This is a genomic window from Cupriavidus sp. 22TCCZM04-2 (genome assembly GCF_057798895.1).
On the sequence record NZ_JBYOJS010000010.1, the window covers coordinates 171,385 to 190,317 of the forward strand.

Genomic DNA, 18,933 nt, shown 5'->3' on the forward strand with positions numbered 1-18,933 from the left:
TGTTCGTGAAGTCGGCTTGCGTCGACCTATGCCGCCTGGGCAGCGTTGGGGGCGAGGCCGAAGTCCTCGGGGAATTCATTGAGCGCGGACAGCACCGGGTACGGCGTCATGCCGCCCATGGCGCAGAGCGAGCCGTTGAGCATGGTGTCGCACAGGTCGCGCACCAGCTTGATGTGCTTGACAGGTTCGTTGCCCGCGATGATCCGGTCCATGACCTCGACGCCGCGCGTCGAGCCGATCCGGCACGGCGTGCATTTGCCGCACGATTCGACCGCGCAGAACTCCATCGCGTAGCGGGCCTGCTTCGCCATGTCGACGGTCTCGTCGAACACCACGATGCCGCCGTGGCCCACCACGCCGCCGAACGCGGCATAGGCCTCGTAGTCCATCGGCACGTCGAAGCGCGATTCCGGCAGGTACGCGCCCAGAGGGCCGCCGACCTGCACCGCGCGCACGGCGCGGCCGCTGCGCGTGCCGCCGCCATAGTCATGGAGCAGTTCGCGCAGCGTCACGCCGAAGGCTTTTTCCACGAGGCCGCCCTGGCGGATATTGCCGGCGAGCTGGAACGGCAGCGTGCCGCGCGAACGGCCCATGCCGAAGTCGCGGTAGTGCTGCGCGCCGCGCGCCAGGATGACGGGCACGGTCGCCAGCGAGATCACGTTATTGATCACCGTGGGCTTGCCAAACAGGCCTTCGAGCGCGGGCAGGGGTGGCTTGGCGCGCACCACGCCGCGCTTGCCTTCCAGGCTTTCGAGCAGCGCGGTTTCCTCGCCGCACACATAGGCGCCTGCGCCCTTGCGCACTTCAAGCTGGAAGCGCTTGCCGCTGCCGCGCAGATCGTCGCCAAGCCAGCCTTCCGCGGTTGCAATGGCGATGGCGGCGTCCAGCACGGCAATCGCATGCGGGTATTCGGAACGGCAGTAGATATAGCCCTGCTCCGCACCCACGGCGAGGCCGGCAATGGTCATGCCTTCGATCAGCATGAACGGATCGTCTTCCATCACCATGCGGTCGGAGAACGTGCCCGAGTCGCCCTCGTCCGCGTTGCAGACGATGTACTTGATGGCGGACTTCGCGCCCAGCACGGTCTTCCATTTGATGCCGGTCGGGAACGCCGCGCCGCCACGGCCGCGCAGGCCGGAGTCGGTGACTTCCTGCACGATCGCCGCAGGCTCCATCGACAGCGCGCGCTCCAGGCCGGCGAAGCCTTCATGCGCGCGGTAGTCTTCAAGCGACAGCGGATCGGTGATGCCGACACGTGCGAAGGTCAGGCGCTCCTGGCGCTTGAGGAACGGGATCTCGTCGGTCAGGCCGTGTGCCAGCGCATGCGCGCTGCCTTGCAGCAGACCGGCGTCGAACAGTCCCGGCACATCGCCCACGCCGACCGGACCGTACGCCACGCGGCCCGCATCGGTCTGCACCTCGACCAGCGGCTCGAGCCAGAACATGCCGCGCGAACCGTTGCGCACGATGCGCACGGACTCGCCACGCGCCGCGGCTTCGCGTGCGATGGCACGCGCCACGTCGTCGGCGCCCAGGGCCAGCGCGGTGGAGTCGCGCGGGACGAAGATGGTGGTGACAGCGGCGTTCATGCCTGGGCCTCCTCGTTGGCGGGCTGGACGTCGCGCAGCTGGCGCACCAGCACGTCGAAGCGCTTCGCGTCGACGTAGCCGTGCAGTTGCTCGCCCATCATCACGGCCGGGCCGCAGGCGCACTGCCCCAGGCAGTAGACCGGCTCCAGCGTGACCGCGCCGTCGGCGGTGGTTTCATGGAAATCGCAGCCCAGCGCGCGCTTGGCATGTTCGACCAGCGCATCGGCGCCGACCGACTGGCAGGCCTCGGCGCGGCAGACCTGCACCACGTGGCGGCCGGCGGGCAGCTGGCGGAAATGGTGGTAGAACGTGATCACGCCGTGCACCTCGGCCCGGGACAGGTTCAGCGCCTTGGCGATGACGGGCACGGCCGTGTCGGGGATGTAGCCCTGGGTGTCCTGGATCTCGTGCAGGATCGGCAGCAGGGCGCCGGGCATGTCCTGGCGCGCCGCCACGATCGCGGCGATGGCCGCTGAGCGGGCCGCGTCGGCCGGCGCCGTAGCGGGGGTGGCGGTATCTGGCATGGCGTCTCCTGTGGGGGCCGCATCCTCGGCGGGGCGACCGTTATATGCTATTTTTGACCTATTTACCGGGCTATAACCACGGCTTTATGGCCGTTGGAGCGACTATAAGTAGTTGTTTGCCGAGGTTCAATAAGCTATTTTTTTCATATGATCCGCATCTCGATTTCGCCACACCTGCAGATCCGGGACGATGACAGCCCGGCCGCCGAACCGCTGGACGTATCGCGCCTGGTCGCGCTGCTGGGACACATCGAGACCTCGGGCAGCATCAGCCAGTCGGCCGAGGCGGTGGCGCTGTCGTACCGCTATGCCTGGGGCATCCTGCGCGATGCGGAATCCCTGTTCGGCGGCCCGCTGATCGCCAAGACCCGTGGTCGCGGCAGCGCGCTGACGCCGCTGGCGCAGCAGCTGGTCTGGGCCAGCAAGCGCATCGGCGCGCGGCTGTCGCCGACGCTGGACAGCCTGGCGTCGGAGCTGGAGATCGAGCTGAAGAAGCTGATGGAAAGGACCGACCCGGTCGTGCGGCTGCATGCGAGCCACGGTTTCGCGGTGGCGGCGCTGCGCGATTTCCTCGATGAGCAGCAGGTGCGGCACGACCTGAAATACTGCGGCAGCGTCGAGGCAGTGGCCGCGCTCGCGGAAGGCGCCTGCGATATTGCCGGCTTCCATGTGCCAGTCGGCGAGTTCGAGGAGGGCATGGTTCGCCACTTCACGACGTGGCTGAAACCCGACACGCACTGCCTGATCCACCTGGCCGTGCGCAGCCAGGGGCTCTTCACGCGCATGGGCAATCCGCTTGGTCTGCACACGCTGGAGGACCTGACGCGCAGCGACGTACGTTTCGTCAACCGGCAGGTCGGCTCCGGCACGCGGCTGCTGCTGGACCTGATCCTGGCCGCGCGCGGCATCGACCCGGCACGGATCGAGGGCTACAACAACGGCGAATTCACGCACGCGGCGGTCGCTGCGTATATCGGCAGCGGCATGGCCGATGTGGGCTTTGGCGTGGAGACGGCCGCGCGGCGCTTCGGGCTGGAATTCGTGCCGGTGCTCAAGGAGCGCTATTTCTTCGCGATCGAAAAGAAGAAGCTGACCAGCCCCGCACTGGCTGACGCCGTGGGCGCGCTGACGAGCGAGAGCTTCCGCCAGCGCGTCAATGAACTGCCCGGCTATGACGGCAGCCTGACCGGCACGGTGCTGACGCTGGCCGAGGCCTTTCCGGAATACCGCGCGGAAAGGCGCTGAACGGGAAACCGGGCGGCTTACCTGACCAGCAGCGACAGTCGGTCCGGATGGTCGGCCCAGTCCGCATGACCGGGCAGCGGCCCCTTTGCCTTCAGCAGCGGCGGCCAGTCCGCGCGGCGCGCCAGTTCGGCGTTGAGGGCCACGAAATGGCGCTGGTCCTCGGGCAGGTCATGCTCCGAATAGATCGCGCCGACCGGGCACAGCGGCACGCACATCGAGCAATCGATGCACTGGTCAGGATCGATGGCCAGGAAGTTGGGCCCTTCGTGGAAGCACGACATGGGGCAGACTTCCACGCAATCGGTGTGGCGGCACTGGATGCAGGCATCCGTCACGACAAAGGTCATCTTTGGGGGCAAACAGCGGACAGCAAACCCTTTGATGCTAGCGCGCCACCGCCGCCGGCGGGCCGGCAAGCGCTGTCGGACTCGTTCAAAATGCCTGAACCGCAGCAGCCGGATCAGTAGATCTCCGGAACGATCATGTCCTGCGGCACCGGCATGCGCACATAATCGGCATGCCGCTCGCGCTTGGGCAGCACCACGGGTTCCTGGTCGACGTCCGTATAAGGCACCTGCTGCAGCAGGTGATGGATGCAGTTGAGCCGCGCGCGCTTCTTGTCCACCGCCTGCACCACCCACCAGGGCGCTTCCGCGATATGCGTGCGCTCCAGCATGATTTCCTTGGCGCGCGTGTAGTCTTCCCAGCGGCGGCGCGACTCCAGGTCCATCGGGCTGAGCTTCCACTGCTTGAGCGGATCGTGGATGCGGCTCAGGAAGCGCAGGTGCTGCTCGTCGTCGGAGATCGAGAACCAGTACTTGATGACCTGGATGCCCGAGCGCACCAGCATGCGCTCGAACTCCGGCACGGAGCGGAAAAACTCTTCGTACTGGTCGTCGGAGCAGAAACCCATGACGCGTTCGACGCCGGCGCGGTTGTACCAGCTGCGGTCGAACAGGACGATCTCGCCAGCCGCGGGCAGGTGCGACACATAGCGCTGGAAATACCACTGCGTGCGCTCGCGGTCATTGGGCGCGGGCAGCGCGGCCACGCGGCACACGCGCGGGTTCAGGCGCTGTGAAATGCGCTTGATCACGCCGCCCTTGCCGGCCGCATCGCGGCCTTCGAACAGCACCACTATCTTGTGGCCGCTGTTGACTACCCAGCTCTGCAGCTTGACCAGTTCGCCCTGCAGGCGGAACAGTTCGTGAAAGTAGCGCTGGCGGTGCGCCCGTTCATCGGGTCCATCCTCGGCCAGCATGGCCTGGCCGTCGGGGCCCGTCACGAATTCACGATCCTCCAGTTCGAGTTCCAGCTCTTCGTCGTACTGATCCGCCACCTCGCGGTGGATGCGCCGGATCAGCGCCTCTTCATGGTTGGTCATGTCATGCTCCCCATGCTTGTTCCGGTTTCGGCCAGGGCCTGGCACAGGCCCTCAGGGGGGCAATGCTAGTGCCCAAGTATGGCAATGGAGTGAAGGACTGCGCTGCGACTACAAGTGGTTGCTCCCCGCTCCCATCGGCTGCGGGTGTTTTCTCCCCTCTCCCATAAACGGGAGCGGGGAGAAAACACGGGGCACGCCACCGTTGCCAGCATCCTCACGACGCTCCACGGTTCCTCGCTGCGAAAAGCCGCGGTTCACTCCAGCCCCAGCGCCCGCAGCCGCCGGTAAAGCGTGCGCTCGCTGCAGCCCAGGTGTGCCGCCAGCGCTTTGCGCGTGCCCGGGAATGCCAGCGCCAGCGTGCGCAGCGCCGCATCGTCGGGCGAGCGCGTGCGGCCGTGGCCTTGCCATGCGATCTCGCCCGGCGAATCCACGCGTACCGGCGTGGCCCGGCCCTGCAATAGTTCAGGCGGCAAATCGCGGGCGCGGATCACGCCGTCATCGGCGAACAGCATGGCGCGCTCCAGCACGTTGCGCAGTTCGCGGATATTGCCGGGCCACGCGTAGGCGCTCAGCCTTGCCGCAGCGTCGTCATCAATGCGCACGGTACGGTCCACCGGCAGCGCGCGCCGCAGCAGCGCCTGCGCCAGCAGCGGGATGTCCTGCCAACGCTCGCGCAAGGCAGGCAGGTGGATCGGAAACGCATTGATGCGATACAGCAGGTCCTGCCGGAATGTGCCCTGCGCCACCATCTCCTGCAGCGGCTTGTGCGTGGCCGCCACGAGGCGGAAGTCGGCGGCATGCGTTTCCAGCCCGCCCACGCGGCGGAACGTGCGCGACTCGATCAGCCGCAGCAGCTTGACCTGCATGGCCAGGGGCACGTCGCCGATCTCGTCCAGGAACAGCGTGCCGTGCTGCGCGGTTTCCACCAGCCCGGGCTTGCGCGACTGCGCGCCGGTGAACGCGCCTTTCTCATAGCCGAACAGCTCGCTCTCGAACAGCGTTTCAGACAGGCCCGAGCAGTCCACCACTACGAACGGTCCAGTGGCGCGATCGCTGGCGTCATGCAGTGCGCGCGCGAACATCTCCTTGCCGGTGCCGGACTCCCCTTGCAGCAGTACCGGCAACGCGGACGGCGCTACGCGATGCAATTGTTCGAGCACCGCGTTGAACGCGGGCGAGCGTCCGACCAGCCCGCCCTCGCTGACGCGTGCGGACGCGCTCCGGACGGTATCGAGCCGTTCGACAAAGGCGACGATGCTGCCGTCGGCGCCCACGATGGGCCGCAACTCGACATCGACATGCTCGGGACCGCGCGGCGTGTGGTGAACGTGCAGGACGCGGTCGCTGCCCAGCGTCTCGCGCGCCTTCTGCATCGGGCAATGCTCGCCGGCGCGGTCGCAGGGCTCGTCGTACTGGTGCGAGACCTGGTAGCACTTCCTGCCGACGGTCTGGGTCCCGTTGCGCGCGAACTGCCGCTGGTAGGCGGGATTGGCCGCGACGATGTTGTAGTCGGGATCGAGCACGATCATCGGCTGCGCCTCATGTTCGAGGAAGGCGATCAGCGGACGCATCGCGTCGGCCTGGACCGGCGCATTGCCGGTCTCGGAAGGGGAAGTTTTCGGGGGCGCCATCATTGTGGGCAATCCACTGCCACGGACTGCCAATCACTGCCATATGGCAGAGGAGTATGCCATAGGCGCACGCTGGAAGCGGCGCTCCCAAACGGCCCCAGCATCTCTTTCTCCTTGATTACCCTGGAAAAAACCGCCCTGATCGCCAGCATGCGGCGCAGCAGGCACGGAAATTGACTTACTACGGCCCATAACATCAACTGGCAGACAAAATTGGCAGCTACCCCCTCGGCCCCCAGCCTTGCCGTAGAAGGCTTTTTCGACCCTCGCACCAGTACCGTCAGCTACCTCGTGCTCGACGAGGCCTCGCGCCAGTGCGCCGTCATCGACAGCGTGCTGGACTATGACGCCAGCGCCGGCCGCACCAGCACCGCCAGCGCCGACCACCTGATCGCGCGGGTACAGGCGCTCGGCGCCACGGTCGCGTGGATTCTCGAAACCCATGTCCATGCCGACCATCTTTCCGCCGCGCCGTACCTGCAGGCGCAACTTGGCGGCATGACCGCCATCGGCAATCACATCACCACCGTGCAGGACGTGTTCGGCACCATGTTCAACGCCGGCACCGCGTTTGCGCGCGACGGCAGCCAGTTCAACCGCCTGCTGTCCGACGGCGACGTCCTCAACATCGGTGGGCTGGAGATCACGGTGCTGGCCACGCCGGGCCATACGCCCGCCTGCCTGACCTATCTCGTCAGCGACGGCAGCCGGCAGGCCGCCTTTGTCGGCGACACGCTGTTCATGCCCGACTACGGCACCGCCCGCTGCGACTTTCCGGGCGGCGATGCGCGCACGCTGTACCGCTCGATCCGGCGCATCCTGTCGCTGCCGCCGCAGACCGAGCTCTACCTGTGCCACGACTACCAGCCCGGCGGCCGCGAACTGTGCTTCCGCACCACCGTGGCCGAGCAGCGCCGCGCCAACCTGCATGTCCACGACGGCGTGACCGAAGACGATTTCGTCGCCATGCGCACGCAGCGCGATGCCACGCTCGGCATGCCCGCGCTGATGCTGCCGTCCGTGCAGGTCAACATGCGCGCCGGCCACCTGCCGGAGCCGGAGAACAACGGCGTGCGCTACCTGAAGATCCCGCTCAACGCGGTTTGAAGCCCTGCGGCCCGGCCGCCTCTCTTCCGCCGCCTGCCGGCCGCGGGCAGCATTTACCCTCAAGGAACGCCCCAAACATGGATCCTCGCCCCCAAGATCCCCGCCCTGCCGTACGTAGCGGCCATGCCCCGGCCGCCAAAGTCATCGACAGCACGCACCGCGTGGTCATCATCGGCGCCGGTGCCGCCGGCATCGCCGTGGCCGCCAGCCTGCTCGCGCGCGAGCCGGGGCTGGACATCGCACTGATCGACCCCGCGCAGCACCACTACTACCAGCCCGGCTGGACCATGGTGGGCGGCGGCGTCTTCAAGGCCGCCGCCACCGTGCGCGCGATGGCGGACTGCATTCCGCCGCAGGCGCGCTGGATACGCGCTGCGGTGGCCGCATTCGACCCCGAGCGCAACGAGGTGCGGCTCGACGATAGCCGCATCGTCCGCTATGAGCAGTTGATCGTCTGCCCGGGCTTGCAACTCGACTGGGACGGCATTGAAGGCCTCACGCACGCGCTGGGGCGCAACGGCGTGACGTCGAACTACCGCTTCGACCTGGCGCCCTACACGTGGCGGCTCGTCAGCGCGCTGCGCGGCGGCAAGGCGCTGTTCACGCAACCGCCGATGCCGATCAAATGCGCCGGCGCGCCGCAGAAGGCCATGTACCTGGCCTGCGACGCCTGGCGGCGAAAAGGCACGCTCGGCGCCACGCGTGTCAGCTTCCTCAACGCCGGCGCAGCGCTGTTCGGCGTGGCGGATTACGTGCCGGCGCTGATGTCGTACGTGCGGGCATACGGCATCGACCTGCGCCTGCAACACCGGCTGACCGCCATCGACGGTGCGCGCCGGCGTGCGCGCTTCGTGCGCACCCTGGCCGACGGCACCACGCAGGACGTCGAAGAAGACTTCGACATGATCCACGTCGTGCCGCCGCAAAGCGCGCCCGGCTTTATCAAGGCCAGCCCGCTCGCGGATGCCGCCGGCTGGGTCAGCGTCGACCCGGCCACGCTGCGCCACCCTGCGTTTGCCAACATTTGGGCGCTCGGCGATGTGACCAACACCGGCAACGCGAAGACCGCGGCCGCCGCGCGCAAGCAGGCGCCGATCGTCGCGCACAACGTGCTGGCCAGCCTGGGCCGCGCGCAGGGCCTGGCGCACTACGACGGCTATGGCTCGTGCCCGCTCACGGTCGAGCGCGGCAAGATCGTGCTGGCCGAGTTCGTCTATGGCGGCAAGGTCAAGCCGACGTTCCCGAACTGGTTCATCGATGGCACGCGCCCTTCGCGCGCGGCGTGGATGCTCAAGGCCAACGTCCTGCCGTCGCTCTACTGGGATGGCATGCTCAAGGGCCGCGAGTGGCTGGTGCGGCCGGCAGTGGTCGGATAGCCCGCGATGGAAGCCACTATCCTGACCGCCGCGCTCGGCGGCGTGATCGGCGCCATCCTGGCCGCCACGGGCGCGGGGGGCGGCATCCTTGCCGTGCCGATGCTGGTGTTCGGCCTGCATCTCGGCGTCGCGCAGGCCGCGCCCATGGGGCTGATCGCGGTGGGGATGTCGGCCGCGGTCGGCGCGGGACTCGGCTTGCGCGACGGCATCGTGCGCTATCGCGCCGCGGCGCTGATCGGCATGCTCGGCATGGCCGTGGCGCCGCTCGGCGTGGCGCTGGCCGGGTGGCTGCCGAATGCGCCGCTGATGGCGGCGTTCGCGCTGGTGCTCGGGCTCAATGCCTGGCGCACCCTGCGCAAGGCCGGCACGGTGGCAGCGCCCACGGAACCACCGCCGTGCGTGCTGCAGCCACAGCGTGGCCGGTTGCTATGGACGCGTCCGTGCGCCCGCGCGCTGGCCGCCATCGGCGCGCTGTCCGGCTTGCTGAGCGGGCTGCTCGGCGTGGGCGGCGGCTTTGTCATCGTGCCCGCTCTGCGCCGCTATACAGACCTGCCTGCGCGCAGCGTCCTGGCCACGTCGCTGGCGGTGATCGCGCTGGTGTCGGCAGGGGCCATCGCGGCGGCCACGGCGCGGGGCCGCGTGGACTGGGGCATGGCCCTGCCCTTCGCGCTCGGCGCGGTGGCGGCGATGCTGGCGGGCAGGCGTTTCGTCGCGGCGGCGCCGCCGGCACGGCTGCAGCGCCTGTTCGCGCTGGTGAGCATGGCCGCGGCCATGCTGATGCTGTGGCGCGTTGCCACGGGCGTGGCGTCAACGGCCGCCTGATCCAGTTGCAGCGAGAGCATGACGATCGCCCTCCGCTTTAAGTTTCGCTTAAGTCTCAGCCCATAGACTGCTCCCGTACCCAAGCACCGGATCGCCCGGACAGGAGAAACTCATGGCCCCCCAGGAACTGCAGGCACTCGAAACCTTTCTGACCCAGCTTGTGCAGGCCCGCGCCAGCGCCAGGGACCCGCAGGCCCAGCAGCTCATCGCCGAAGCCGTGGCCCGGCAGCCTGACGCGGCCTACCTGCTGGTCCAGCGCGCCATGCTGCTCGACCACGCGCTCGCCTCGGCGCAGGCGCAGGTCGCATCGCTGCAAGCGCAGCTCGCCGCCGCGCAGGCCAACGCAGGCAATGGTGGCTTCATCAGCGCGCAGAACGCATGGGGCAACACGCCCGTGCAGACGGCACCCGCGCCGCAAGTCATGCAACAGCCTGCGCCGCAAGCGATGCCACAAACGATGCCGCAAGCCGCGCCGGTGCAGGCATCGCGCCCGGGCTTGCTCGGCGGCGGCTTCGGCAGCACGCTGGGCAGCATCGCCACTACCGCGGCCGGTGTGGCTGGCGGCGCGTTCCTGTTCCAGGGCATCGAGAACCTGTTCCACCACAACAGCGGCAGCGGCTTCCTCGGGCAGTCGGGCTCGGGCCAGGCACCGTCCGAGACCATCGTCAACAACTACTACGGCAACGACGACGCGGGCAACAGCAATATGGCCACGGCAAACGGCTTCCTTGACGATGGCGGGCTGTCCGGCGGACTCGACGACGGTGGCTTCTTCGACGACGATTCGTCGCTGGCGTAAAGCGCACACGGCGCAACGCGCGCCGGCAGGAAGCTTCCCCTGGGCGAGGGCCAGATGCTATGTTGGCAGGACGGATTCGAGGCAGGCCGCGTCGCCCGCGCGAAGCGACCTGCCCGTACCGCACATTCGCGCCCGCCATCCAGGGGAGGACATTGCATGCGCGCACGCTTGCGCCCGCCCACCGAAGGATTCCGATGGCTGTGGCAGTTATCTGCGGCCGGCTGGGGATATTGCGGCCTGGCCTACGCAAGCGCCGGACGGCTGCCGCCGCACTGCTGGCCGGCCAGGTCCGGCATGCCGCTGCGCGACCGGTATTCGTCGCGCCGGACCTCGCTGGTGCTGTTCACGCTCGCCTACCGCAAGGGCGTTGCGCCCGGCGGTGCCGCGCCGCCCAGTGAAATCGTGTCGTGGCGCAACCAGGCGTGGATAACGGCCTAAGGGCCTAAGGGCCTAAGCAGCCCGCACTCGCCGCGGTAGCGAAGCGCCATCGCGCCATCTCTCGCGGGCAACGCCAACGTGCGGCTTGCGTCCACGCGGCGTGACGTACACTGGGCATTCGCCCCCTGCCGCCACGCGACCATGCTCGATCTCCTGCGCAAGACCACCGATGTGCTGTTCGATACGAACCGCCGTTTCCGCCAGGCCAGGCAGTTCCATGCAATTCGCGTCGCGCTCGCGCTGCTGGTTTCGATCGCGCTGACCACCGGCATCGACATCCCGCACGGCGAGTGGGCCACCATTACCGTGCTGGTGGTCATCGGCGGGCTGCAGCACCACGGCAATATCCGCCGCCGCGCGGCCGAGCGCGGCCTGGGCACGCTGATCGGCGCGCTGGCGGGCCTGGCGCTGATCGTGCAGCAATCGTATGTCGGCTTGCCGCTGCTCACCTATGCGCTGATGGCCGTGATCTGCGGCTATTGCGCGTACCACGCGATCGGCAAGGGCGGCTATATCGCGCTGCTCGCGGCGATCACCGTGGTGATCACAGCCGGCCATGGCAACCAGAATGTCTATGACGCGCTGTGGCGCACCGTCGATGTGTTCATCGGCACGGCGATCGCGCTGGTGTTTTCGTTCGCGCTGCCGGCCTATGCCTCCTATGCCTGGCGCATCCGGCTGGCGGCGCTGCTGCGTGCGAGCGCGGCGGTCCACCGCAGGATGCAGAGCGGCTTCACCGATGCCGCGGAACAGCGCACGGCAATGCTCGACCTCGGCACGCGGCTGATCCCGTTGCGTGGACTGATTCCGTCCGTGGCCAAGGAGACCGGCGTGCCGGCCGCGGAGTTCGAAGAGATCCAGCACGCCGCGCGCGTCTGCATCAGCGCGCTGGAACTCATGGCCGCGATCGAACAGGAGACCGGCCTGCGCGAGGGCGAAGACCCGGGCATCGAGCCCGCGCTGCTGTCGATGGCCGAGGCGCTCGAGACCGGGCAGGCGCCATCGCCGGCCTCGTCAGCAACCGCCGCCCAGGCCGACCCGCTGCCAGGCCCGCTCCCGTTCATGGCGCGCCAGCTCGCCGCCGACCTGGCCCGCATGCGCGCGCGCCTGGACCGGCTCGGCGCGCAGCACGGCTTTCCCTACGGAACGCGATAGCCCGCACAGGGGCACCGTCCGACGGCGCATCGATACCCGGACCTCCGTGCCCCATGCGCGTGTCCGCAAATCGCCTACGCCCTTGTCAGACGCGCGCCGATTGCCCCGGTGCCTCGTCCGGTGAATTAATCAAGGTGAACGGGACAACCGGAGGTACCGGAATGAAGTCCATGGACGTGCATGTCGTGCCGGCGCAGCAAGGCTGGGCCGTCGAGGAAGCCAGCAGCCCGGCCAGCCGGAAGCTGTTCGCGACGCAGGAAGATGCGATCGAGGTCGCCACCGAGATGGCCCGGGAGCGTCGCAGCGAGCTGTTCATCCATGGCAGGGATGGCCAGATCCGCAGCCGCAGCTCATTCGGCCATGATCCGCGCCATATACGGGGCTGATGGCCTCGGCACACGTAGTCGGCATGCAACTCTGGCGTGGAGCTTGCTGCGAGTATTGCGCACAACCCTGCGGAGCCAGCCATGGACCCGATCGAGGAAACCGCCCGCTTCCTGCAGCGGCGCGGACTGCGACTGGCCACGGCCGAGTCATGCACGGCCGGCCTTATCGCTTCGCACATCGCCGATGTGCCCGGCTGCGGCGGCACATTGCAATGCGCCATCGTGGCCTATTCGCCTGATGCCAAGACGCGGATCCTCGGCGTAACCGACACGCTCATTGAACGGCACGGGCTGACCAGCGAGGAAGTGTCGCTTGCCATGGCAAAGGGCGCGTTGGAGATCAGCCGGGCCAACGTCGCCGTGGCCAATACCGGCGTGGCCGATGATGGCGCGCCGGACGGCACGCCGCCGGGCACGCAGTGCTTTGCGTGGCTGATCCGCCTGCCGGCGCGCGCTGCCCTGCCCTATGCATTCACCGAGACCAGGCGCTTTCGCGGCAACCGCACCGAGATCCGCGAGGCGGCAGCCGTATGGGCACTGCAGCGCATTCCGCACTACTACGCGCTGGCAACTTCTACCGGCACGCCGCCCTAAGGGGCGCCCATCCTTACCGATATCGAGGCACCACTCATGACTTCCACCAGACAAGCACCTGAAAAGCATCCGTCGGACCACACGCCGCAGTCCCCGCAAGCCCCGGACACCGTCGAGGTGAAGGTCTCCGGTGAAGGCAACGGCCTGGTCGATGACGAGACCTCGGGCTCGATGCCCTTGCCGGACCCCGGCAAACCGGTCCTCGACTCCCGCAAGACGGCCAACCAGGCCAACGGTGGCGAAGGCGACGAAGACGCGACCAGCCAGTAAAGCGGGCGAGATCGCGCGCGGGCCGCCGCACGTTGACGGGCTCCCCGACAGCCCCCATGGCATGGCGAATGCGTGGAGGGTGGTATCACTGGAGCTGAGATGAACAAAAATGTCGTCACGATCGGGGGTTCACGCGGGGCGTTCGCCGTACTGCGGACCGTGGTGACGGCCCTGCCCGCGAAAATCGACGCCGCCATTTTCGTCGTGCTGCACGTGGGCAAGCACAAGTCGGAACTGCCATCGCTGCTGAGCCGCTGGGGCAAGTTGCCCGCATCGTATCCTGTCCATGGCGATCCCTGGCACCACGGGCATATCTATGTGGCACCGCCTGACCACCACATGATGATCACGGAGGATACGATCCAGCTTTCCCGCGGTGCCAAGGAGAACTTCAGCCGCCCCGCGATCGATCCGCTGTTTCGCTCCGCGGCCGTGGCGCTTGGCGCGCGCGTGCTCGGCGTGATTCTCAGTGGCGATCTCGACGACGGTGCCGCCGGGCTGGCCTTTGTTCGGGCGTTCGGCGGGCGCACGTTGATCCAGAACCCACACCAGTCCGAGGCGGCGTCCATGCCGCGATCGGCCATGGAGGCAGCCGGCGCCGACGCCACGGCGGGCCCCGAGGAGCTCGGTGAAGCGATCCTGGCCATGCTGAGCGCCGGCATCGAGGGCGAACGCAAGCCCATGCGGGAGAAAGACATGCAAGCACTGCGAACCGAGGCCGCTACCGCCGAAAGCGCAATCGGCGGCTATGAGGCGCTGGACAGCATTGCTTCCCGCGCGACGATCACGTGTCCCGACTGTGGCGGAGCGATGTGGCAGCTGCGCGACGGGCAGCCGCTGCGCTTCCGGTGTCATACCGGCCATGCCTTCAGCGGCCTGGCTTTGACCACTGCGGAGGACAAGGCCGCCGAGCAGGCGATGTGGACGGCGCTGCGCGCACAGAAGGAGGCGCTGGCGCTGGCGCGGATCCGCGCGACGCAGGCAAAGGCCGACGGCAACCATGACGCCTACCAGCTTGAGCAGTCGCGCATCCAGCAATGCGAACGGCTGCTGAAGGTCCTGCACACCGCGATGTCCACATGAGCGCGAGGTGCGCCGCGGTGCCGCTGCGGCCATGACGATACGCGTCGGCATCTCCGGCTGGCGCTACGCGGGGTGGCGCGGCGTGTTCTATCCACCGGGGCTCGCGCAGCGGCGCGAACTCGAGTACGCCTCGCGCCAGGTGGAGAGCATCGAGATCAACGGCTCGCACTATTCGCTGCAATCGATCGAAAGCTGGCAGGCATGGCACGACGCCGTGCCCGATGATTTCATGTTTGCGGTCAAGGGCCCGCGCTATCTCACGCACCGGCTGCGTTTTCGCGACGAGACGGCCGTGCCGGCATTGGCAAACTTCTTCGCCTCCGGCGTGCTTGCGCTGCGGCGCAAGCTGGGCCCGTTCCTGTGGCAGTTTCCACCAAACTTCCGGTTTGACCCCGAGCGCTTCGAACGCTTCTTGTCGCTGCTGCCACGCGACACCAGTGCGGCACTCGCGCTGGCCCGTGCGCATGACGGGCGCGTGAAGTCCCCCTGGCTGGCGGCAGAGGCCCACCAGCGGTTGCGCCACGCCGTCGAGATCCGGCACGAAAGCTTCCGTACCGCGGAATTTCCCGCGCTGCTGCGCCGCCACCGCGCTGCGCTGGTGATATCGCACGCGATCGCCGACTGGCCTTACTCCGAAGACGTGACCAGCGACTTCGTCTACATCCGACTGCACGGCGCCGAAGCGCTATACAGCGGTGCCTATGCCGACCAGGCGCTGGACCGCTGGACGCAACGCATCCGCGCCTGGGCCGCCGGTGGCGAGCCCGCCGATGCGGTGCGCATCGGCAAGGCTGCCGCGAAGCGCGCGCGGCGCGACGTGTACTGCTATTTCGACAACGACAAGAAGGTCAACGCACCGTTCGACGCGCGCAGGCTGCGCGAGCGGCTCGACCGGACCGGGCATTGAAGACTGGGGCTGCCGCAATGTATGGAAGCCAGCCGCGCCACCTCTACCATGCGAGCCGTGGCGACAGGACAAACAGCAGGTAGATGAACCCCACGACGCAGAGCAAGACCAGCAGCGAAAGATAGAAGCGGCTGCGCCCATGCGGATCGGTCTTGCGGTACAGACGGTGCGACTTCTCGAAATGCGGCCTCATGGCAGCGCTGCGCAAGGCGGTTTCATCACGCGCGTCCGGCCGCGGGCTCTGTGGCCACGCGCAGTTCGCTGCATAACACGCAATCCGGCAGGCATTCACTGGCCACCGCTTCGACGCGCAGCTTCGTGGCCCGGTCGCGCACCGTGCCGCGCAATGTCCATACGCCGTCGCGAAGCTCGGCCTCGACGATGCCGGGATCGACGATCCCGGCCAGCTCGATTTCCAGCCGTTCGCGCAGCCGCGCTTCGCTGGCCGGCACTGCCGTGCGCACGCCGTCCCCGTCGAAGCGCCCGGGCAGCGGCTCGGGCATTCCGCTGCGCCCGGCTGGTGTCGGCCCCGGCGCATTGGCTGGCGCGACACCATACATGCCGTAGCGCTCGACGCCCGCCGGCTCGTTGAGCCCCGACGGTACATAGGGCTGCACGGGCTCGTTGTCGTGACTGGCAGGCTTGACGTCGCCGGCCGCGGCGTGGCCGTGATCGTCACTCACCGCGCTGTGGCCACCATAGCGGTAGTCGGTCAATCTTGTTCTGTCTTCAGGCATGGTGCGGACTCCAGGAGATCCACCGTGATCCACACGGCTCTGATGTTCTGCGAGCAACGTTTGTACCAAGCCGGGCATGCATGACGTGACCGCATATCGTATTGGCCTTTTTTGGCCCGGCATGGCTTCATCGGCCGGAATCAGCCGGGCCACCTTCAAGCTGGCGGTAGTTCTTGCGCCGCCATTGAAGAAAAGGGGTACGGGAGTTGCTTGCAGCGTCGCCCCCGGCGCCTGTATCGGGCGTCCGGTTCCCGCGTCAGGCATGCTCGCCAAGCAACTCCGTTTTACGCGCTTCGAGCTGCTGCGCGACATCGGCGAGATCGACCTTGGCCTGGATGACGGCGGGGAACAGTTCGTTCTCCTCTTCCTCGACATGATGGCCGACATACTCGGACAGCACCGTGTATCGTGCCTCGAGCATTTCCGGCTCGCCGGACTCGATCTCCGCGACCAGGTCCTTGGCGACGCCGTGCTCGACCTTGGCCTCATCGAGCATGTCGTCCATCTTGTCGTTCACGCCGCGCAATGCGGGGTAGAAGATCTCTTCCTCGATCTGCGCATGGACCGTGAGCTGGCGGCAGGTCTCCGCCGCAATGGACTGTTTGTCGGCATCTTCCTTCGCGTCCTGGAACTGCTTGAACAGCTTCTTCACGGCACGATGATCGTCGGCCAGCAGGCCAAGGGCGGCACGTTGCCCGGTGGGGATTTTCGATTTGTCCATGATGTCGTCCCTGCAATGGAGATTGAGCCATTGGCGCGCCCGCTGCGCAGCACGCCTCGCCCGCCAGCAGCAAAATGCGTTCCATGCGGGGCGCCGTGGTCAGATTCGAGGATGCGCTGGAGCGGCAGTCCCGTGCATGTCACGCTTCTTGCGTCTGCGGGGGAGGCGTTTTCAACCCGTGCAGGAGACCGCAAATGAAAGCAGTGGTATTTCACGCGATTGGTGACATCAGGCTGGAGGACGTGCCCGATCCGCGCATCGAAGAGGAATCCGATGCCATCGTGCGGCTCACCGCCAGTGCCATTTGCGGCACGGATCTGCACTTCGTGCGCGGCACGATGGAAAGCCTGAAGCCGGGCACGGTGCTCGGCCATGAAGGCGTGGGCGTGATCGAGCAGCTCGGCAAGGCAGTGCGCAACCTGGCAATCGGCGATCGCGTGGTGATTCCGTCCACGATCGCATGCGGATACTGTTCCTATTGCCGCGCCGGCTACTACGCGCAGTGCGACAACGCCAACCCGCATGGCAAGCAGGCCGGCACGGCGTTCTACGGCGGCCCGGAGCAGACCGGGCCGTTCCAGGGCTTGCAGGCCGAGAAAGCGCGCGTGCCGATGGCATCGGTCAATCTCGTCAAGCTACCGGACACCGTGACGGACGAGCAGGCGATCATGCTGTCCGACATTTTTCCCACCGGCTATTTCGCCGCGGATATGGCGGGCATCCATCCCGGCCATAGCGTGGCCGTGTTTGGTTGCGGCCCGGTCGGGCAGTTCGCGATTGCGTCGGCAAAGCTGCTGAACGCCGGACGCGTGCTGGCGATCGATGCCGTGCCGGACCGGCTGGACATGGCGCGCGCACAGGGCGCGGAGACCATCAACTTCGACGAGGAAGATCCGGTGCAGGCCATCCTGGCGCTGACCGGCGGCATTGGCGTCGATCGCGCCATCGACGCGGTCGGTGTCGATGCCGTTCACGCGCATCATGGCCCGGCGTCGGGCGATCCCGCCAATGCCGAAGGAGAGAAACTGAAGGACAAGCTCGCGCCCCACGCACGCCCTGACGGCCGAAACTGGGTCCCCGGCGATGCGCCCGCACAAGCGCTGCAATGGGCAGTGAAGAGTCTGGCCAAGGCCGGGACACTGTCGATCATCGGCGTCTATCCGCCCACCGACAACACCTTCCCCATCGGCGCGGCCATGAACAAGAATCTGACGCTGCGCATGGGCAACTGCAACCACCGCGCGTATATCCCGAAGCTGGTTGAACTGGTGCGCACGGGTGCCATCGATCCGACCGCGATCCTCAGCAGGACGGAACCACTCGCCGATGCGATCGCGGCATACCGGCAGTTCGACACGCGCCAGCCGGGGTGGATCAAGATCATGCTGGAGCCGGCAAGTGCCGGTTAATGGCGGTAAGTGGCCGCGCAAAAAAACAAGCCCTCGCTGTGGAGGGCTTGTTTTCAATGCCGAGGCCCGAGCTGAACTGTCGGAGCCTCATGGGCTATCGCGCCGGCGTGCTGATCGCGTCAGCACGCAGCGGATCTCAGCCGGCGAAGTTCTTGCTGGCGAAGTCCCAGTTCACGACGTTCCAGAATGCCTCGACGTACTTGGGACGGGCATTGCGATAGTCGATGTAGTAGGCGTGTTCCCACACGTCGCAGGTCAGCAGCGGCTTGGCGTCGGTGGTCAGCGGGGTGGCGGCGTTCGAGGTGGACACCAGGTCGAGCGAACCGTCGGCCTTCTTGACCAGCCAGGCCCAGCCCGAACCGAACGTGCCGACGGCGGTCTTGGTGAACTCTTCCTTGAACTTGTCGAACGAGCCCCATTTGGCGTTTATGGCATCAGCCAGCGCGCCGGTCGGCTGGCCGCCGCCGTTGGGCTTCATCGATTCCCAGTAGAAGGTGTGGTTCCACACTTGGGCAGCGTTGTTGAAGATGCCGCCGGACGACTTCTTGGTGATCTCTTCCAGGGTCGCGTTCTCGAACTCGGTGCCCTTGATGAGGTTGTTCAGGTTGGTGACGTAGGTCTGGTGATGCTTGTCATGGTGGAACTCCAGCGTCTCCTTGGAGATGTGCGGAGCCAGGGCATCATGCGCGTACGGCAGCGGGGGGAGCTTGTGTTCCATTGTTCTGTCTCTGTGGGTTGGGGTTGTGGTCGGGA

General features: G+C 67.2%; 22 protein-coding genes. 13 read left to right on the forward strand and 9 right to left on the reverse strand.

All coding sequences use genetic code 11. The features are described 5' to 3' along the window. Positions 1-26: 26 nt before the first annotated feature. Both AC3FKG_RS16770 and AC3FKG_RS16775 read right to left on the reverse strand, forming a co-directional pair. Positions 27-1,592 carry a formate dehydrogenase beta subunit gene (locus tag AC3FKG_RS16770; protein WP_483710588.1) on the reverse strand — a complete coding sequence of 522 codons (1,566 nt, stop codon included), beginning with the start codon at positions 1,590-1,592 and terminating at the stop codon, positions 27-29. Beyond that, positions 1,589-2,116 (reverse strand): formate dehydrogenase subunit gamma, encoded by a 528-nt coding sequence (locus AC3FKG_RS16775; RefSeq protein ID WP_488743604.1) that lies wholly within the window; start codon positions 2,114-2,116, stop codon positions 1,589-1,591. The genes AC3FKG_RS16770 and AC3FKG_RS16775 overlap by 4 nt, the downstream gene beginning before the upstream one ends. Before the next feature lie 147 nt (positions 2,117-2,263). Between AC3FKG_RS16775 and AC3FKG_RS16780 the strand changes: the two genes are divergently transcribed. Continuing rightward, complete coding sequence (locus AC3FKG_RS16780) at positions 2,264-3,361, forward strand: substrate-binding domain-containing protein (RefSeq protein WP_483710586.1); 1,098 nt, start codon at positions 2,264-2,266, stop codon at positions 3,359-3,361. A 17-nt stretch (positions 3,362-3,378) separates the two neighbouring features. Here AC3FKG_RS16780 and fdxA read toward each other — a convergent pair whose 3' ends face one another. The 3 genes from fdxA to AC3FKG_RS16795 form a co-directional block, all read right to left on the reverse strand. After that, positions 3,379-3,708 (reverse strand): ferredoxin FdxA, encoded by a 330-nt coding sequence (gene fdxA / locus AC3FKG_RS16785; RefSeq protein ID WP_488743605.1) that lies wholly within the window; start codon positions 3,706-3,708, stop codon positions 3,379-3,381. A 113-nt stretch (positions 3,709-3,821) separates the two neighbouring features. Continuing rightward, the gene (gene ppk2, locus AC3FKG_RS16790; protein ID WP_488743606.1) at positions 3,822-4,745 is read right to left on the reverse strand and encodes a polyphosphate kinase 2; all 924 of its coding nucleotides are present in this window, start codon (positions 4,743-4,745) and stop codon (positions 3,822-3,824) included. Positions 4,746-4,999: 254 nt separating this feature from the next. Next, positions 5,000-6,316 (reverse strand): sigma-54 interaction domain-containing protein, encoded by a 1,317-nt coding sequence (locus tag AC3FKG_RS16795; RefSeq protein ID WP_488743619.1) that lies wholly within the window; start codon positions 6,314-6,316, stop codon positions 5,000-5,002. A 273-nt stretch (positions 6,317-6,589) separates the two neighbouring features. On the opposite strand from AC3FKG_RS16795, the gene AC3FKG_RS16800 reads away from it, so the two are divergent. The 11 genes from AC3FKG_RS16800 (at position 6,590) to AC3FKG_RS16850 (ending at position 15,313) form a co-directional block, all read left to right on the forward strand. Continuing rightward, complete coding sequence (locus AC3FKG_RS16800) at positions 6,590-7,483, forward strand: MBL fold metallo-hydrolase (RefSeq protein WP_488743607.1); 894 nt, start codon at positions 6,590-6,592, stop codon at positions 7,481-7,483. Then, complete coding sequence (locus tag AC3FKG_RS16805; protein ID WP_488743608.1) at positions 7,480-8,859, forward strand: NAD(P)/FAD-dependent oxidoreductase; 1,380 nt, start codon at positions 7,480-7,482, stop codon at positions 8,857-8,859. Before AC3FKG_RS16800 ends, AC3FKG_RS16805 begins: the two co-directional genes overlap by 4 nt. 6 nt (positions 8,860-8,865) lie before the next feature. Continuing rightward, on the forward strand, positions 8,866-9,681 hold the full coding sequence (locus AC3FKG_RS16810) for a sulfite exporter TauE/SafE family protein (protein WP_488743609.1): 816 nt from the start codon (positions 8,866-8,868) through the stop codon (positions 9,679-9,681). Positions 9,682-9,793: 112 nt separating this feature from the next. After that, the gene (locus AC3FKG_RS16815; protein ID WP_488743610.1) at positions 9,794-10,480 is read left to right on the forward strand and encodes a DUF2076 domain-containing protein; all 687 of its coding nucleotides are present in this window, start codon (positions 9,794-9,796) and stop codon (positions 10,478-10,480) included. Positions 10,481-10,636: 156 nt separating this feature from the next. Further along, positions 10,637-10,918, forward strand: a complete 282-nt coding sequence (locus tag AC3FKG_RS16820; RefSeq protein ID WP_483710579.1) for a hypothetical protein — start codon at positions 10,637-10,639, stop codon at positions 10,916-10,918. Positions 10,919-11,059: 141 nt separating this feature from the next. Next, positions 11,060-12,073, forward strand: a complete 1,014-nt coding sequence (locus tag AC3FKG_RS16825; protein WP_483710578.1) for an FUSC family protein — start codon at positions 11,060-11,062, stop codon at positions 12,071-12,073. A 161-nt stretch (positions 12,074-12,234) separates the two neighbouring features. Next, positions 12,235-12,459, forward strand: a complete 225-nt coding sequence (locus AC3FKG_RS16830; RefSeq protein WP_483710577.1) for a DUF2188 domain-containing protein — start codon at positions 12,235-12,237, stop codon at positions 12,457-12,459. An 81-nt stretch (positions 12,460-12,540) separates the two neighbouring features. Then, entirely contained in the window at positions 12,541-13,053 is a 513-nt protein-coding gene (locus AC3FKG_RS16835) for a CinA family protein (RefSeq protein WP_488743611.1), read from the forward strand. Between the two features lie 36 nt (positions 13,054-13,089). Further along, on the forward strand, positions 13,090-13,323 hold the full coding sequence (locus AC3FKG_RS16840; RefSeq protein WP_483710575.1) for a hypothetical protein: 234 nt from the start codon (positions 13,090-13,092) through the stop codon (positions 13,321-13,323). A gap of 99 nt (positions 13,324-13,422) precedes the next feature. Next, positions 13,423-14,406 carry a chemotaxis protein CheB gene (locus tag AC3FKG_RS16845; RefSeq protein ID WP_483710574.1) on the forward strand — a complete coding sequence of 328 codons (984 nt, stop codon included), beginning with the start codon at positions 13,423-13,425 and terminating at the stop codon, positions 14,404-14,406. Between the two features lie 31 nt (positions 14,407-14,437). Next, complete coding sequence (locus AC3FKG_RS16850; protein WP_488743612.1) at positions 14,438-15,313, forward strand: DUF72 domain-containing protein; 876 nt, start codon at positions 14,438-14,440, stop codon at positions 15,311-15,313. 43 nt (positions 15,314-15,356) lie between these two features. On the opposite strand, the gene AC3FKG_RS16855 is transcribed toward AC3FKG_RS16850, so the two are convergent. From AC3FKG_RS16855 to AC3FKG_RS16865, 3 genes are all read right to left on the reverse strand, one after another. Beyond that, on the reverse strand, positions 15,357-15,506 hold the full coding sequence (locus AC3FKG_RS16855; RefSeq protein ID WP_488743613.1) for a hypothetical protein: 150 nt from the start codon (positions 15,504-15,506) through the stop codon (positions 15,357-15,359). 25 nt (positions 15,507-15,531) lie between these two features. Next, positions 15,532-16,050, reverse strand: a complete 519-nt coding sequence (locus AC3FKG_RS16860; RefSeq protein WP_488743614.1) for a hypothetical protein — start codon at positions 16,048-16,050, stop codon at positions 15,532-15,534. A 256-nt stretch (positions 16,051-16,306) separates the two neighbouring features. Continuing rightward, the gene (locus AC3FKG_RS16865) at positions 16,307-16,771 is read right to left on the reverse strand and encodes a hemerythrin domain-containing protein (protein WP_483710570.1); all 465 of its coding nucleotides are present in this window, start codon (positions 16,769-16,771) and stop codon (positions 16,307-16,309) included. 194 nt (positions 16,772-16,965) lie between these two features. Here AC3FKG_RS16865 and AC3FKG_RS16870 point away from each other — a divergent pair, with 194 nt between their 5' ends. After that, the gene (locus AC3FKG_RS16870; protein ID WP_488743615.1) at positions 16,966-18,180 is read left to right on the forward strand and encodes a zinc-dependent alcohol dehydrogenase; all 1,215 of its coding nucleotides are present in this window, start codon (positions 16,966-16,968) and stop codon (positions 18,178-18,180) included. Between the two features lie 136 nt (positions 18,181-18,316). Here the strand turns inward: AC3FKG_RS16870 and sodB are convergent, their stop codons facing one another. After that, positions 18,317-18,898, reverse strand: coding sequence for a superoxide dismutase [Fe] (gene sodB / locus AC3FKG_RS16875; RefSeq protein WP_483710568.1), 582 nt, complete (start codon positions 18,896-18,898; stop codon positions 18,317-18,319). Positions 18,899-18,933 lie beyond the last annotated feature (35 nt).

Excerpts from the sequence above, each read along its gene's own strand:
- AC3FKG_RS16770 (WP_483710588.1), bottom strand. The coding sequence starts at position 1,592 with ATGAACGCCGCTGTCACCACCATCTTCGTCCCGCGCGACTCCACCGCG.
- AC3FKG_RS16775 (WP_488743604.1), bottom strand. The coding sequence starts at position 2,116 with ATGCCAGATACCGCCACCCCCGCTACGGCGCCGGCCGACGCGGCCCGC.
- AC3FKG_RS16780 (WP_483710586.1), top strand. The coding sequence starts at position 2,264 with ATGATCCGCATCTCGATTTCGCCACACCTGCAGATCCGGGACGATGAC.
- fdxA (WP_488743605.1), bottom strand. The coding sequence starts at position 3,708 with ATGACCTTTGTCGTGACGGATGCCTGCATCCAGTGCCGCCACACCGAT.
- ppk2 (WP_488743606.1), bottom strand. The coding sequence starts at position 4,745 with ATGACCAACCATGAAGAGGCGCTGATCCGGCGCATCCACCGCGAGGTG.
- AC3FKG_RS16795 (WP_488743619.1), bottom strand. The coding sequence starts at position 6,316 with ATGCGTCCGCTGATCGCCTTCCTCGAACATGAGGCGCAGCCGATGATC.
- AC3FKG_RS16810 (WP_488743609.1), top strand. The coding sequence starts at position 8,866 with ATGGAAGCCACTATCCTGACCGCCGCGCTCGGCGGCGTGATCGGCGCC.
- AC3FKG_RS16815 (WP_488743610.1), top strand. The coding sequence starts at position 9,794 with ATGGCCCCCCAGGAACTGCAGGCACTCGAAACCTTTCTGACCCAGCTT.
- AC3FKG_RS16820 (WP_483710579.1), top strand. The coding sequence starts at position 10,637 with ATGCGCGCACGCTTGCGCCCGCCCACCGAAGGATTCCGATGGCTGTGG.
- AC3FKG_RS16825 (WP_483710578.1), top strand. The coding sequence starts at position 11,060 with ATGCTCGATCTCCTGCGCAAGACCACCGATGTGCTGTTCGATACGAAC.
- AC3FKG_RS16830 (WP_483710577.1), top strand. The coding sequence starts at position 12,235 with ATGAAGTCCATGGACGTGCATGTCGTGCCGGCGCAGCAAGGCTGGGCC.
- AC3FKG_RS16835 (WP_488743611.1), top strand. The coding sequence starts at position 12,541 with ATGGACCCGATCGAGGAAACCGCCCGCTTCCTGCAGCGGCGCGGACTG.
- AC3FKG_RS16840 (WP_483710575.1), top strand. The coding sequence starts at position 13,090 with ATGACTTCCACCAGACAAGCACCTGAAAAGCATCCGTCGGACCACACG.
- AC3FKG_RS16845 (WP_483710574.1), top strand. The coding sequence starts at position 13,423 with ATGAACAAAAATGTCGTCACGATCGGGGGTTCACGCGGGGCGTTCGCC.
- AC3FKG_RS16850 (WP_488743612.1), top strand. The coding sequence starts at position 14,438 with ATGACGATACGCGTCGGCATCTCCGGCTGGCGCTACGCGGGGTGGCGC.
- AC3FKG_RS16855 (WP_488743613.1), bottom strand. The coding sequence starts at position 15,506 with ATGAGGCCGCATTTCGAGAAGTCGCACCGTCTGTACCGCAAGACCGAT.
- AC3FKG_RS16860 (WP_488743614.1), bottom strand. The coding sequence starts at position 16,050 with ATGCCTGAAGACAGAACAAGATTGACCGACTACCGCTATGGTGGCCAC.
- AC3FKG_RS16865 (WP_483710570.1), bottom strand. The coding sequence starts at position 16,771 with ATGGACAAATCGAAAATCCCCACCGGGCAACGTGCCGCCCTTGGCCTG.
- AC3FKG_RS16870 (WP_488743615.1), top strand. The coding sequence starts at position 16,966 with ATGAAAGCAGTGGTATTTCACGCGATTGGTGACATCAGGCTGGAGGAC.
- sodB (WP_483710568.1), bottom strand. The coding sequence starts at position 18,898 with ATGGAACACAAGCTCCCCCCGCTGCCGTACGCGCATGATGCCCTGGCT.